The organism is Streptococcus sp. 79 (assembly GCF_013277425.1).
Lineage (GTDB): Bacteria > Bacillota > Bacilli > Lactobacillales > Streptococcaceae > Streptococcus > Streptococcus pseudopneumoniae.
In genome coordinates, this window is record NZ_VMMW01000002.1 from 28,326 (window position 1) to 42,192 (window position 13,867).

Annotated in this window: 12 protein-coding genes; all 12 read right to left on the reverse strand. The window is 40.2% G+C overall.

Going from position 1 to position 13,867, the window contains the following annotated elements:
- Nucleotides 1-185 precede the first annotated feature (185 nt).
- The 12 genes from HT729_RS00800 to HT729_RS00855 all read right to left on the reverse strand — a co-directional run bounded on the left by HT729_RS00800 (nt 186) and on the right by HT729_RS00855 (nt 13,647).
- Nucleotides 186-1,934 (reverse strand): ABC transporter ATP-binding protein, encoded by a 1,749-nt coding sequence (locus HT729_RS00800; protein ID WP_172926106.1) that lies wholly within the window; start codon nt 1,932-1,934, stop codon nt 186-188.
- Between the two features lies 1 nt (nt 1,935).
- Entirely contained in the window at nt 1,936-3,660 is a 1,725-nt protein-coding gene (locus tag HT729_RS00805; RefSeq protein WP_023936095.1) for an ABC transporter ATP-binding protein, read from the reverse strand.
- A gap of 57 nt (nt 3,661-3,717) precedes the next feature.
- Nucleotides 3,718-4,656: a peptide-methionine (R)-S-oxide reductase MsrB gene (gene msrB, locus HT729_RS00810; RefSeq protein WP_000818203.1), complete on the reverse strand. Its 939-nt coding sequence runs from the start codon at nt 4,654-4,656 to the stop codon at nt 3,718-3,720.
- A gap of 60 nt (nt 4,657-4,716) precedes the next feature.
- Complete coding sequence (locus HT729_RS11845; protein WP_007285050.1) at nt 4,717-4,884, reverse strand: hypothetical protein; 168 nt, start codon at nt 4,882-4,884, stop codon at nt 4,717-4,719.
- Between the two features lie 75 nt (nt 4,885-4,959).
- Nucleotides 4,960-5,829 (reverse strand): homoserine kinase, encoded by an 870-nt coding sequence (thrB, locus tag HT729_RS00820; RefSeq protein ID WP_050207664.1) that lies wholly within the window; start codon nt 5,827-5,829, stop codon nt 4,960-4,962.
- Between the two features lies 1 nt (nt 5,830).
- Nucleotides 5,831-7,117 carry a homoserine dehydrogenase gene (locus tag HT729_RS00825; RefSeq protein WP_050223267.1) on the reverse strand — a complete coding sequence of 429 codons (1,287 nt, stop codon included), beginning with the start codon at nt 7,115-7,117 and terminating at the stop codon, nt 5,831-5,833.
- A gap of 152 nt (nt 7,118-7,269) precedes the next feature.
- Entirely contained in the window at nt 7,270-8,007 is a 738-nt protein-coding gene (gene mecA / locus HT729_RS00830) for an adaptor protein MecA (RefSeq protein ID WP_000782675.1), read from the reverse strand.
- 201 nt (nt 8,008-8,208) lie between these two features.
- On the reverse strand, nt 8,209-9,243 hold the full coding sequence (locus tag HT729_RS00835; protein ID WP_172931559.1) for a prephenate dehydratase: 1,035 nt from the start codon (nt 9,241-9,243) through the stop codon (nt 8,209-8,211).
- The gene (locus HT729_RS00840; RefSeq protein ID WP_172931560.1) at nt 9,236-10,705 is read right to left on the reverse strand and encodes an O-antigen polysaccharide polymerase Wzy; all 1,470 of its coding nucleotides are present in this window, start codon (nt 10,703-10,705) and stop codon (nt 9,236-9,238) included. The genes HT729_RS00835 and HT729_RS00840 overlap by 8 nt, the downstream gene beginning before the upstream one ends.
- A gap of 15 nt (nt 10,706-10,720) precedes the next feature.
- Entirely contained in the window at nt 10,721-11,707 is a 987-nt protein-coding gene (locus HT729_RS00845; protein WP_172931561.1) for a glycosyltransferase family 2 protein, read from the reverse strand.
- A gap of 1 nt (nt 11,708) precedes the next feature.
- The gene (locus tag HT729_RS00850) at nt 11,709-12,812 is read right to left on the reverse strand and encodes a glycosyltransferase (RefSeq protein WP_000225877.1); all 1,104 of its coding nucleotides are present in this window, start codon (nt 12,810-12,812) and stop codon (nt 11,709-11,711) included.
- A complete protein-coding gene (locus HT729_RS00855) occupies nt 12,802-13,647 on the reverse strand; it encodes a phosphorylcholine transferase LicD (RefSeq protein WP_001062004.1) in 846 nt (281 codons plus the stop codon). The genes HT729_RS00850 and HT729_RS00855 overlap by 11 nt, the downstream gene beginning before the upstream one ends.
- Nucleotides 13,648-13,867 lie beyond the last annotated feature (220 nt).

Consider the following 13,867-nt stretch of genomic DNA (forward strand, 5'->3'; position numbering starts at 1 on the left):
TTGAGCTGACTTCGTCAGTCTTATCTACAACCTTAAAGCAGTGCTTTTAGTAACCTGCGGCTAGCTTCCTAGTTTGCTCTTTGATTTTCATTGAGTATTACAGTGAACAATTTTTCTAGCTATTGTAACAAAAAAGTCACCCGAAGGCAACTTTTTTCGTCCATAAACTTTCAAAAGAGAATGGCTTATTCAGAGCTAAAAGCTGCTGCTTGCTGCATTTGGTAATACTTACCCTTTCTAGCCATGAGATCCTGATGATTGCCATGCTCCACGATGTCGCCATCTACCAAGACAAGAATCAAATCCGCATCCTGAATGGTTGACAAACGGTGGGCGATGATAAAGCTTGTGCGCCCCTTCATGAGTTTTGCAAAGGCATCCTGTACTAGCACTTCTGTCCGTGTATCGATGGAGGAAGTTGCCTCGTCTAAGATAAGAATCTTTGGAATAGCCAAAAAGACTCGCGCTATAGTCAAGAGCTGGGTCTGACCGACAGAGAGAGATTCTCCTGCATTTTCTAACTTGGTATCGTATCCCTGTGGCAACTGTTGGATGAAAAAATCTGCATTGGCTGCTTTGGCAGCAGCAATCACCTGCTCCCGACTGGCTTCAGGATTTCCAAAAGCAATATTGTCATGAATGGTTCCTTGCTTGAGCCAGGTTTCTTGGAGCACCATGCCAAACTGCTGTCTCAATGATACTCGTGTATAATCATAAATGGATTGCCCATCCAGCAAGATATCTCCTGAGTTAATAGGATAGAAACGCATAAGAAGATTGATAAGGGTTGATTTTCCTGCACCTGTCGGACCAACGATGGCTACCTTGCTACCAGCTGGAATATCAATAGATAAATCCTTAATCAAAATCTTTTCAGGATGGTAACCAAAAGAGACATGTTTAAAGGAAATAGCTCCCTTAACTTGGTCACTGGTCAAGACTTCCTTGCCTGTTTCAGCAACCTCAGGACTTTCTAAGACAGCATAGACGCGCTCTGCGCAAGCCAGAGCACTTTGCAACTCAGCTAGCACTGAAGAAATATCGTTAAAGGGCTTGGTATACTGTTGGACATAGTTCAAAAAAGTCACTAAACGCCCAATGGTCAAGGTTGACCCCATCATGATACGATAAGCTCCTACTCCAGCTAGAATCGCATAAATGAGCGCATTGACAAAGCGAGTCGAAGGATTGACCGTTGAAGAATAAAAGATGGCCGACTGCGAATAGCCTGCGTAGTTGTCATTAGCCTCACACAGTCTTTTGATAAACTCTACCTGAGCATTAAAAGATTGAATAATAGTCTGCTGGCTAAGCGATTCTTCAATCAACTGAGTCTGAATTCCCCTTGTCTCTGTTTGCTTCTGGAAGAGATGATAGGAGCGTTTGGCAATAAAGCGTGAAACCACCATGGAAAGTGGCGTCAACAGCAAGACTAAGAGAGTCATGAGGAGGTGAATTTGCAGCATGGCTAGAATGCTAACCAAAATCATCAAGACACCAATGAAAAATTGGTTAAAAATCATGGTCAAGCCAGCTGCTAACTGTTCGATGTCCGTGGTTACCCGACTGACCATCTCTCCACTTCCTTGCCGCTCCACAAAAGCAATCGGTAAACGATGGAGCTTATAGATGATTCGCTCTCGCAAGTCTCTGGTATAAGAGAAGATTAGGCGATTATAAAGAAGAGGATTGGCCCATTGTACCAGAGTATTTCCTATAACTACCAAGATCATCTGGAGAAAAATCTGCCAAAAAACTGGTGAAGAACCAGCCACTAGGACTTGGTCGATGACCTGCCCAATCAAGATAGGTAGGTAGATTGATAAGCCAACCTGGGTAATAGTTCCTAGAAAGGCTAGGAAAAGGAGGAAGGGATTGCTTGCTAAATCTTTTGCCAAGCGTGTGAGCGTCTGGTTTGCAGTTTGTCGTCTCATGCTAGTCCTCCTTTCCATGTTGGGATGCATTGATTTCGCGATAAACTTGACTAGATTTCATCAAGTTCTCGTGCTTGCCGATAGCTAGGAGCTCTCCTTTTTCTAAGAGGAGAATCTGGTCAGCCATCTGTAAAGTCGAGGTTCGTTGAGAGATCAAGATTAAGCTCGTATTTAGCAAATTTTCTCGGATAGCTTTCAAGAGCTTAGACTCGGTAATGGTGTCGAGGGCCGAGGTCGCATCATCTAGGATGAGAAATGGAGCTTGGCGCAAGACTGCGCGAGCAATAGACAGCCTTTGTTTTTGTCCACCTGAGAAATTTCGACCTCCTGCCTCAACAGTGGCATCCAAGAGCCCTTCCTTTTCACTAACAAAATCCTTAGCTTGCGCAATCTCCAAGGCCTGCCAGAGTTCCTGGTCAGATACTTCTTGATGTAAACCTAGAGTCAAGTTAGAACGAATGGTTCCCTTAAAGAGTTCGACTTTTTGGGGCACATAGGCAATCCAAGACCGCCACTGCTCCAAATTAAGAGGACTACGTCCATTTCGATAAAGGTCTATACTCCCCTTGTCTGCTGGATAAAGTCCAAGTAAGACTTGCACCAAGCTTGATTTACCAGAACCAGTTCCTCCGATGATACCAAGGATTTGCCCTTGCTTCATATTAAAGGAAATGTCTCTCAGAGAAGGCTGGGCCGCATCAGGATAGGTAAAGGTCAGTTCTTGAACTTGTAAAACCTGATCACTGCTAGCTTGCTTTTGTTCTAATTCTGAATGAATATCTTCTGGAGCCTCAGCAAAAACTTCCTCGATTCGCTTAGCTGAGATGTAGGACTGGTTGAGGGAATTGATCAGCATGGCTAGCTTGACCAATTCCACCAAAATCTGTAAGAGGTAATTGATAAGAGCAATGAGAGCACCTTGACTGAGCACTCCTCCTTGAATTGAAATATAGCCTTGCCAGATAATAACGAGAAGAGTTCCATTGACAATCAGATAGGTCAGAGGTGTTAATAAACTAGACCAGAAACCTGTCTTTTCTTGTAATCTAGCATAAACTTGGTTAAGGGTTTGAAAAATCTGTAACTCTCGTTTTTCTTGACCAAAAGCACGAATAACCCGCATCCCTTGCAATTGCTGGCGCGTTTCCTGAACCAGTTGGTCCGTTTTCTTTCTGAGACTACTGTAGAGAGGATTGACCAATCGAGATAACCCTACAATGACAATGGTCAAAATGGCAACCATGACTAAGAACCAGAAAGTCAACTCAGCTGAGATTCGATAAGCCATAAAAATGGCACCAAAAACGATAATGGGCGCTCGCAAAAAGAGACGCAGGAATTGATTGATACCAGTCTGAATCTGGTAGGTATCCGAAGTCAAGCGAGTGACCAAACTAGAAGTTGTCAGACGGTCTCTGCTGTCCTTGGACAAGGAAAGAATATGACGATAAAGATCGTTTGTCAATTCCTTAGCAAAGCCTACTGCTGCCTTTGCTGAGTAAAATTGAGCTATCAAGGCCACTAAAACGCCAATTACTGCAAAGATAAGGAGCAGGCCAATCTGCATCCAGAGATGACCTTGATCTCCCTGAGGTAAAGATTGGTCAACAATCCCAGCAATCACCATGGGAACCAAGAGCTCAAAAACAGCTTCTAACAGCTTGAACAAGGGGGCTAAAATTGATTCCTTGATGTAGGGTTTGAAGTAAGATAATAGGTGTTTCATAAATCCCTTCTATTCATATTCTAGAAATGAAGAAAGTGGGAAGCCCCACTCTCTGTTTTATTTGTTTAAGTAAGGCAATAGATAGCCATATCCTGCTTTTTCCATCTCATCCTTGGCCACAAAGCGTAAAGAAGCAGAATTGATACAGTAACGGAGGCCGCCTAACTCCCGCGGTCCATCTGTGAAAACATGACCCAAGTGAGCGCTGCCTGAACGAGAACGAACTTCAATTCGCTCCATTCCATGGCTCAGATCCTTGTAATAATGAATCAACTCTTTGGAAATCGGACGGCTAAAACTTGGCCAACCACAACCTGAAGCAAACTTATCCTTGGCAAAAAAGAGTGGCTCACCCGTCGTAATATCTACATAAATCCCCTCTTCAAAGGTTTGGTCATAGGCATTGGTAAATGGAGCCTCTGTAGCAGCTTCTTGTGTGACACGATAAGACTCTTCAGATAGACTGGCCTTCAACACCTCTTGACTAGGCTTTTCATAGTTTGCTGCATCAATCAATGGCTTATCAGCATCGGTCACATCGATATGACAGTAACCTGAAGGATTCTTCCTGAGATAATCTTGGTGGTAGTCTTCAGCCAGAATGTAGTGGCGTAATTGCTCCACTTCTACTGCAATCTTTCGACCCAGCATGCGTTCCTGCTCCTGTACCACTGTGTAGATAGCTGGCAAATCTGCTTCATCCTGATAATAAATCCCAGTTCGATATTGGCGACCACGGTCATTCCCTTGTTGATTGATAGATAGAGGATCGATAACTCGGAAATAATAAAGTAAAATCTCTCTGAGTGACACTTCCTTCTCATCGTAAATCACTTGGACCGTTTCTGCATGGTCTGTTTCCTTGATCAACTGGTAATTGGTCGTTTCGACTTGACCATTAGCGTAGCCAACACTGGTTTCTAGCACTCCAGAAATGCGTGAAAAATATTCCTCTAGGCCCCAAAAACAACCACCTGCTAGATAAATTTCTGCCATCTTTATTTCTCCTTTATCACGTTTTTAACTAATACTCTTCGAAAATCTCTTCAAACCACGTCAGCTCACATCTGCAACCTCAAAACAGTATTTTGAGCTAACTTCGTCAGTTCTATCCACAACCTCAAAACAGTGTCTTGAGCTGACTTCTTCAGTTCTATCCACAACCTCAAAACACTGTTTTGAGCAGCCTGCGGCTAGCTTCCTAGTTTGCTCTTTGATTTTCATTGAGTATAAACTTCTTTTCACAAAAAGGATATGAAACCCTCTGGTCAAGAGTTTCCCCATCCTATCTTCTATTCTTTATTTTGCTTCTACACGGACACCTTGGGTATCAACTCTCAAGTCATGCAGTTTTCCTTTGAAAGGTTGCTTTTCCAATTCTGCCTTAATCCTTGGCATCTTGTCATGAGAAGCCAGAACCATAACTGTCGGCCCAGCACCAGAAAGGTAGGTTGCATAGGCCCCATTTTCTTTGGTCACTTGCTTAATCATCGCAAATTCTCTTACCAAGTCCTGACGATAGCGCTCATGGAAGAGGTCTCCCTCGATTGCTTGCCCAGCGGTCACCATGTCTCCTGCCAACAAGGCAGCAACCGCTACATTGGCGATAGAACTTGCAGCAACAGCTTCCTTATAAGACAATTTTTTAGGCAAGACACTACGGCTGTCGCGAGTACGTAATTCATAGTTTGGAATGTAAGCTAGAAAATCACACTCTGGAAAGTCTGCTACGATAGCAGAGACTTGCCCTTCAACAGAACTTGCAATAACGAGATTACCATAAATGGCTGGAGCCACATTATCAGGGTGTCCTTCAATCTTGGTCGCTAACTGCAATTTTTCATGATCAGACAAGTCGAGTTGCCCCAATTGGTTGGCTAGTTCAATCCCAGCCACAATAACTGAGCTGGAAGAACCCAAACCACGCGCCAAGGGAACATCACTGGTCATTTTCAAGCGTCTAGGTTTCAAATCTGGTACAATTTGCAAAGCGATTTTGAGCAAGAGATTACGCTCGTCATGTGGAATCCATTTGCCAATCTGGTGTTCAATCAGCCACTCATCTCCTTCTTCACAGACCTCGATTTGAAGGTACTTGGTTACAGCTACACCGACCGAGTCAAAACCTGGCCCGATATTGGCACTGGTTGCAGGTACAATAATCTTCATCTTATTCTCCTAGCACCTTGAAGGTATTCAAGAGGTCAAATTCTGAAACCTTCTTCAATTCAGCTGAGACATTTTCAAGCTGGGCTTTATTAATCTTGTGTGTGATGATCACAACACGCGCCTTGTCACCCTCTTTGCCATCTTGAAGGATTTGCTTAAAGGAAATATCTTGAGCATTGAAGATTTCAGCCAACTTCAAGACCTGACCTTTTGAGTCTAGAGCCAAGATTGAGAAATAGTAGTTTGCTTTGACATCTTCAGGATTTGCCAAGACCAAGTCACGGCTATATTCGTTGAAGTCTTTGCCAATAGTACCATCATTCAAACGACGAACGATACGGACAATATCAGCTACAACACTTGTTGCAGTTGGTTTTTGACCCGCACCTGGTCCGTAGTACATAGACTCACCAATACCGATAGATTCTACAAAGACAGCGTTCATTACGCCATTCACACTAGCAAGTGGGTGCGCTTTAGGTAGGAAGGTTGGAGTCACTTCTGCAGCAATACCTGAAGAAGTTTCCTCAATAGAACCAACCAATTTCACTACGTAACCAAGCTCTTGAGCTACAGCTACGTCTTCTGGTGTGATATTGCGGATTCCCTTGTGGGCTACATCATCAAAGGCAATCTTCATGCCAAAGGCAAATTGGCTCAAAATAACCATCTTGTAGGCTGCATCAATCCCATCTACGTCATTCGTCGGATCGCTTTCTGCAAATCCTAGACGTTGTGCTTCCGCAAGAGCATCATCGTAAGACCAGCCTTCTTCCACCATCTTGGTCACCATGAAGTTGGAAGTTCCGTTGACTACTCCAAGCACGCGCGTAATTTTATCAGAAGCCAAGGAATTTGCTAAAGTACGAAGAATTGGAATCCCACCAGCAACTGCTGCTTCGTAGTAAAGTGCTACCTTGTTAGCTTGAGCGATTTCTAGCAATTCTGCGCCATGGACAGCCAAAAGGTCCTTGTTAGCAGTAACAACGTGTTTTCCAGCTTCCAAGGCACGAGTGATAAAGGTTTTAGCAGGTTCGATACGCCCCATCAATTCCACTACGATTGTAATGTCTTGATCTGATAAAATATCATCCACATTGGTTACAAAGTTAAAGTCATTCCCTGCTGCAAGTAAGCGATTCTTTTCATCTTCATCCTTGACCAATACCTTAGCAACTTCAATCTCTGAATGTGCTGATTGATTGATTTTTTCTCCATTTTCCTTTAGGAGGAAAGGCACACCACTTGCAACGGTACCAAATCCTAGTAAAGCAATTTTAACTGTCATCTTTATCTCCTCGAAATTTTCTAATATAGCCATTATAACAGAATTTTGTGAAAATTCCTATCATAGTAAATCACTATTTCAGTCTAGAAAAGAAAAAAACGAATCTGATGATTCGCTCTTCCTAAAATCTAGAAATAATTTTCCAGAAGTGATTATCCAATCTTTTGCAGATTGGTCACTGCATCGTGATTCATCAAGACTTGGCCATACTCCTGCAAGACTGAACGACTGATGTCACTATCGTCCGCAAACTCGCGCATACGGGCCAACAGCCAAGCTGGATATGGACTTGGATGATTTTCAATATCCACTAAAATGGTCAAATAATAGCGCTCATTCATCTTGTAGAGTTCAGAAGTTTCCATCTCAAAAGTCACTGTCTTAGCAAAAGCCACCAAGTCAGCCAACTTAGCAAAAGAAAGGATGTAGTAGATGTAAGGTTCTTTCTTACTCTCAGCTTCTTGTTCAGCCTGCTCCTGCTCTTCTTCCTTGGCTTCGACTTGCTCTAAAGATTGAATCGCTTCGATATCATCCTTAGTTTTGTCTGCGATGCTCTTTTCTAAGGTTTTAATAAACTCATCTGGCGACATTTGAGCCAATTCTTCCATATCTGGTAAATCCGATAAATCTTCAAAATCTAGATTTTGGTCAATCTTTGATTTGGTTACAAAGACATCAACCTTATCAGGTTTTGGAGTCACACGGAAGCTCAACATACCTGTATCTAGAAAGCTATCAGGCATCTCTAACTCATCCAAGATAGCATAAAAAAACTCTTCTGTTTTTTCTTGAGGGACAAGAAAGTCAGCAATCTCCATGCCACGATCCATCAAATCCTCTAAAGACATCGTGATTTTCAAAGTTGTATCACTAATTTGTTTCATTTTCATTGCTAGTAACCTCATACTTTCAGTTCTATCTATTATACTAGATTTTTACGATTTTATCAAAAGAAGGCTCCTCTATACGGATAGATTTTCTCTAGGGTCTTTCTATAGGAGACTCCAAGAGAAAATTTCTGCAGACAGATAGAAAAAGCCTTCAAAATCAAACTTCTTGTTCGACTTTGAAGACCTAATACATCAGAAAGCTTATAGTTTAAAGGTTGCTACACCGAGGATAGAACGATTTAAGTTTCTAAGAATTTGAAGACTTTGTTCAAATTTCTTATAACGAGTCACTCCGTACTCTTCAACAAGAAGGACTGTATCTCTTTCCAAAAGAGATGATACATCCTGTAAATCTACAAAATGCATTCCTTTTAAAGCCTCTTGACTCTGTTTCAATTTATCTAGGATAGCTTTATTTGAGCTAACGATTGTTAATTCTTGTCCAGCATTTTTGTATGACAAGACATCTGCTAGGTTAGCAATTGTTGTAATCTCTGTTACAAAATCAATTTGATACTGAGAAAAATCACCTGCTCTATTGATTGTTGGATTAAAGAGATAAATCAATACATTCCCCATCACAACCAAAATCACACAAACTACTCCAATAACAGCTAAACGGAGAATCAAGTTTTTCACATTCAATCCAAGTGCTGTCTCACCATTTGCATTCAATTCTTTAGAGTTGATGGTTTCCAGTTTTTCAATTTTCACATTTGCATAGGCATGTTTAAATTTCTCAATCAACCCATCAATTTTTTTCTCTAACAAGTCATTGGCATCTTTACTTGATGTCAAAATTTTCACACCAACCCCTGCATCGTCAATCATATAGTAGACGGTCAATTTTTTCCACCAATAGTCATTCGTTGAATTTTTCAAGGTTGTTTCGGTCGTGTCTAATTCACTGGCAATTTTTTTCAACTCACTGGGTTCTACATCATTGAAAAGATAAGCTCCATTCAAATTACCATCAATCAATTTCCCATAAAAATCACTATAACCACCAATTTGATGATTCAAAATCGTTTTGGCCGAATCTTCTGGAGGAGTGATTTTATAGATAAGATAAGTTGAATAACTTGTTGTATCTTTGACAGTGTTTTTATTCCTAACTGCTTTAATTGTAAATGGTACAGCAATGAGAGCAAATAAAGCGATGAGAGCTAGAATATTTGCTTTTCGTTTTTTGTATAGATTTGCAAATAAATCAGCTACTGAATAATGTTCAAACATGATTTTTTTCTCCTTTGTTTAGTAGATACTGGTTTTCTTTTGTAAGTATTTTTGCTACGAATATCATCACAAGAACAATTCCCCAGAATTGCATTGTAAATAAATTGAAGAAACTTTCTGAAAAGCTACTTCTAGGCATAAAGAATAGATTATTCAAGATGAGTAAAGACAAGGCAAATAGGATTGTTTTTGAACGATAGGCTACTTGCAGCATGGCTATGAATAACATACCTAGCAAGAGACTAAGTAGAAAGACTCCTATCATACCATAGTCTGTATACAACTCCATGATATAACTACTTCCGATACCATGTCCTTTCAAATATTCCTTGTTCAAAACAAGATAGGATAGATTGTGGGCATAACTATTACTATCAATAGCTAGCTCTACACTATTGGTTGTATGCTCAAAGGCTTTTCCTCCGAAAATGGCCCCCAAACTTCCCCTTGCAAAATAATCAAGAACAGGACCAAAAGTAAAATTACGGAAATCTCTGTAAGGTAGGCTACTGTTAAATAGAAAACCTCGAGCCAGAACTCCAAAACTAGTCCCTTGTTTATAGATAAAGTCAAGCAGGATATCCCAGAAACCTGTATGGGAAACTTGAACATTATCCCGTACATAATTGAGCACTCCCATCGCTAACATGAGAATAGGAGAACCTACAAAAATCGCTAACTTTTCTTTAAACCCAATCCATTTTCCCTTTTCTGTTTGCTCCCGCATAAAGTAATAAACAAAAGCAAATAGAATACTTAAAATAAAGGGATTTCGTGTCCCAATTGCCAAATGAATGGTATTAGCTGCAATAAAGGAGACAAGCACTACTGTGGCCTGCCATTTCTTTGGCTTGGTTGCCAGATACATACACATTGCGTAGACCGTAAAGGTAGACAAAATGTAGGTAAAATAAGGCAGTTTACTTTCAAAATTTGCATAGTAGGCATAGTAGGAAGTCTGCAAACGATACAAGAGCCGTTCGAATAATCTAATGAAATAGAAAGGATAGGTGAGAAGAAAAACTCCTAGCGAAACAAAGCGTAACCGCTTGATATAAACCTCTTTTAGAGAATTTCCTATATTTGCTACTTTTATTTTCTTCCTAGCTATGAAGTAACGAGCCAGGACGCCTCCTGTGGTCAAGCCCAGAATCGAAACCATGACGACTACAAAGGCAAAACGATAGGCTATGGGATGATAGGTATCCAGGGCGCCATCCCTAAAGTAATCAATGGTCGGTCTTGATACCAGAAAGACAAAAATAGTTAAAAAGAAAATAAAATGGATTAAGTAATACTTGATATCATTCCAACAAGCAATTAAGCTACTAACCAGTAAGAACAATAAAGTAGAAAGCAAGCTAACATTGTTATTATTAAACAGATACACAATTCCACTTACTAGTGTCAAAGCATAGCTGACTATGGTCAAACTAAATAATAATCGTTTTCCATCAATCACTTGCTCACCCCCGTTCTAATGTAATTTTTTAGATTTTTCAATATTTTTCAGTAATAAAAATCGATATAAGGAAATATTTATGAATAGAGCCAAAGCACTAATTCTTCTCCCCTTACGGAAAATTGGATTCCTAGCAATAGTAAAGGCATGGCCTTTTAAAAAACGATGAATCTGAGAATAGGCTTCAAACTGTTTATACTGATCATCTAGCAACATCTTATCCAGAATAAAGAAGTGGGCATAGGCCAATCTGAAAAAAGCAACCTCTTTCAAATCAGGATAGTTTTTCATAACTTCATTATAAAACTTTTGGTAGATATCAATATAGGCTAAATCCTTCTCTACATAGGGTTTGGTCGTAATGCTATCCCCTCTATGGAAATAGTAATAATAGGGTTTGGTATTAACCACGTACTTCTTGGCCAACTTGATTAAATCAAAATGATAATAGGCATCTTCGTAAATCAATCCCTTTGGAAAGGATAGGGCAGTTGCAATCTCTCTCTTGATTAGCTTATTGCAGATCGTTCCAGGTATTTTTTCACCTATGAGGTATTCCTTTAGAAATGTTTGAGAATCACAGACAAAATAGTCATCCTGATTGGCTGACTGTGGGCTTTCATCATTAGCATAGACATTCATGACACCACAGCTTGAAACATCCGCATCTTCTTGAATTAATTGCTCATATAAGCTCTGAATCATTTCTGGATGGATATAATCATCTGAGTCAATAAAAATCAGATAATCCCCGTGAGCCTGCTTCATCCCATCATTTCGTGCTTGCGACAATCCTTCGTTCTTTTTATGAAGCACTGACACCCTGTCATCTTGTTCAGCGATTGAATCACACAAGCGACCACTTTCATCTGTTGCACCATCATCAACAAGAATAATTTCCAGATTTTGATAGGTCTGCTTCTGAATGGAAGCTATCGATTTTTCTAGGTACTGCGCCACATTATAGACTGGCACAATCACACTAATTAATGCAGTTTCCATGCTACTCCTCTAATAGTTTTTCTACTTGTTCGATTTGTTTTGTAATTGTAAATTGTTGAATGAATTGGCTAGCCTCATCGACATCAAAGTTTGAGGCAGAAGTCATGTAATTAGTAATCGCCTGAGCTGCCTCTTGATTGCTCTCAATGATTTGTCCAAATCGTCCTTCTTGGGATAATTCCTCAGCCCCTCCAACGTCCGTAGAGATAAAAGGGAGTCCCAGACTCAAGGCCTCCACATACACTCCAGGAAAACCTTCTTGTTTAGACATAGACAAGAGAACTTTCGTCTGAGATAAATACTGATAAGGATTTTTTTGATAACCAAGGAAATGTACATAGTCCTCAATCCCATACTCTTTGACTCGTTTTTTCAGTTCCTCTTCCATATCACCAGCCCCGATAAAATAGAGATGATAGTTTTTTCCCTCTTGGTGTAATAATCGTATCACTTCCACTACACGGTCAGAACCCTTATTTTCCTCAATCCGTCCGATAGTACAGATACTTTGAGGAGCAATCTCGATATCGATCTTCTCTTGAGATTTTTCTAGAATAGTCTGAAAATCATATCCATTGTAGATTGTCTGTAATTTAGAAGCATAATCTGGATAAACTTCCTTGATAGAATTGCTGGTCTTTTTTGAAATCCCTACAATTGTATTCGCAGCATCCAACTGGCTTCTATGTGATTCTCTTTTAGAGCTATCCTTAAGAAGTTCTTCAATACTTCCATGAATCCAAGATATCTTCTTGACTTCTCTTCTTTTAGAGAACAACAGTGGTGGATTCATAATGGTAAAAGAAACTTCAACATCATAATCATCTTTTACAAGCAAACGACGAGCCAGTCTTGGAAAATAAATTCTCATTCTCCACAAAAAAGCTCGTAACCATCTGGTTTGGCGATAATCTTGAAGGGATTTTAAAATGCGTACATGCTTTGGAACAGATTCATATCCCTTGTCAAAGTGCTCCATTTCAAGAATATCAATATCATACTTTTCTAGATCCAGATTTGAAACAATGGTTGATAGAATCTTCTCTGCACCACCTCCAAGAGAAAAAGACCACATAAAAAATAAGATTTTTTTCTTAGCCACCATATTCTCCCTTGTATTCTGTATAAGACTTATCCATATCAGCGATGACAGCATCATGATGCGGTACCTGCTTGTCTGCTGGTGGAGGCGTCATATAATCCCCAAAAGCAGTTCTGAGATAGACATCATAGCCGATTGGAATAGGCATCTCTGTTCCTTCAAATGGCAAGAAAAGATTGTCTTCAAAAGATGTGATTGGGTACTTGTTTCTCATGTAGCCAGGACCTGAGCATAATTCTGTAATGCCATCACAATCAGCCAAATCATACTTAGTCATTTCTTTCTCAGCTTTTTTCCAGATGCGATAACGGAGAGATTTTGGAGTCAAACCCAGTAAAATGCGACTTCCCCATTTCATGAGAGCACCATGCTTTTCTGGAATAGTTTGCGCACAAAAGAGTGAATAAATCAAGGCCCAACGAACCTGTTTTTTCCGCTCAGCTGGATCTTTCGGATAATAATCCAAAGGCAAAACATCCAAGGCCAGACCATGTGGCAAATCCAAATCCTGCTGATAAGGCTTGATACAGGTGGTTTCCTTGTCACGAATGGTAATAAAAAGATTACGATCAACAAAATCCTTGTAACTCTTTGACAAGAAATAACGTTCATCTGCATAACGAGGCCATAATTCTGCTAATTTCTCATAATCTTTACGAGGCATAAAAAAGTCTAGGTCGTCGTCCCAAGGAATAAATCCCTTGTTTCGAAGGGTACCAATAGCGCCTCCGCCACAGAGATAACAGAGCAAATCATGTTCTTTACAAAAGGCCACAAAATATTCAGCCATCTCCAGACTACGAGCCTGAATTGCTTTTAAATCAGTCATATTGTTCATTATTCTTTCTATCGTATCGTTTCATTATACCACAAACAAGGGGTGAAAATCTATTGCAGACTGTAAAAAATCAAAGCCTGACTGCTATCCAAATAGCTATCAAACTTTGATTTTTCTGTCTTATACTCTTCGAAAATCTCTTCAAACCACGTCAGCTTCACCTTGCCGTAGGTATAGGTAACTGACTTCGTCAGTCTTATCTACAACCTCAAAACTGTGT

Bases quoted from the DNA above. Each gene is read 5' to 3' on its own strand.
- HT729_RS00800 (WP_172926106.1), bottom strand. From the start codon at position 1,934: ATGAGACGACAAACTGCAAACCAGACGCTCACACGCTTGGCAAAAGAT.
- HT729_RS00805 (WP_023936095.1), bottom strand. From the start codon at position 3,660: ATGAAACACCTATTATCTTACTTCAAACCCTACATCAAGGAATCAATT.
- msrB (WP_000818203.1), bottom strand. From the start codon at position 4,656: ATGGCAGAAATTTATCTAGCAGGTGGTTGTTTTTGGGGCCTAGAGGAA.
- HT729_RS11845 (WP_007285050.1), bottom strand. From the start codon at position 4,884: ATGAAAATCAAAGAGCAAACTAGGAAGCTAGCCGCAGGCTGCTCAAAA.
- thrB (WP_050207664.1), bottom strand. From the start codon at position 5,829: ATGAAGATTATTGTACCTGCAACCAGTGCCAATATCGGGCCAGGTTTT.
- HT729_RS00825 (WP_050223267.1), bottom strand. From the start codon at position 7,117: ATGACAGTTAAAATTGCTTTACTAGGATTTGGTACCGTTGCAAGTGGT.
- mecA (WP_000782675.1), bottom strand. From the start codon at position 8,007: ATGAAAATGAAACAAATTAGTGATACAACTTTGAAAATCACGATGTCT.
- HT729_RS00835 (WP_172931559.1), bottom strand. From the start codon at position 9,243: ATGTTTGAACATTATTCAGTAGCTGATTTATTTGCAAATCTATACAAA.
- HT729_RS00845 (WP_172931561.1), bottom strand. From the start codon at position 11,707: ATGGAAACTGCATTAATTAGTGTGATTGTGCCAGTCTATAATGTGGCG.
- HT729_RS00850 (WP_000225877.1), bottom strand. From the start codon at position 12,812: ATGGTGGCTAAGAAAAAAATCTTATTTTTTATGTGGTCTTTTTCTCTT.
- HT729_RS00855 (WP_001062004.1), bottom strand. From the start codon at position 13,647: ATGAACAATATGACTGATTTAAAAGCAATTCAGGCTCGTAGTCTGGAG.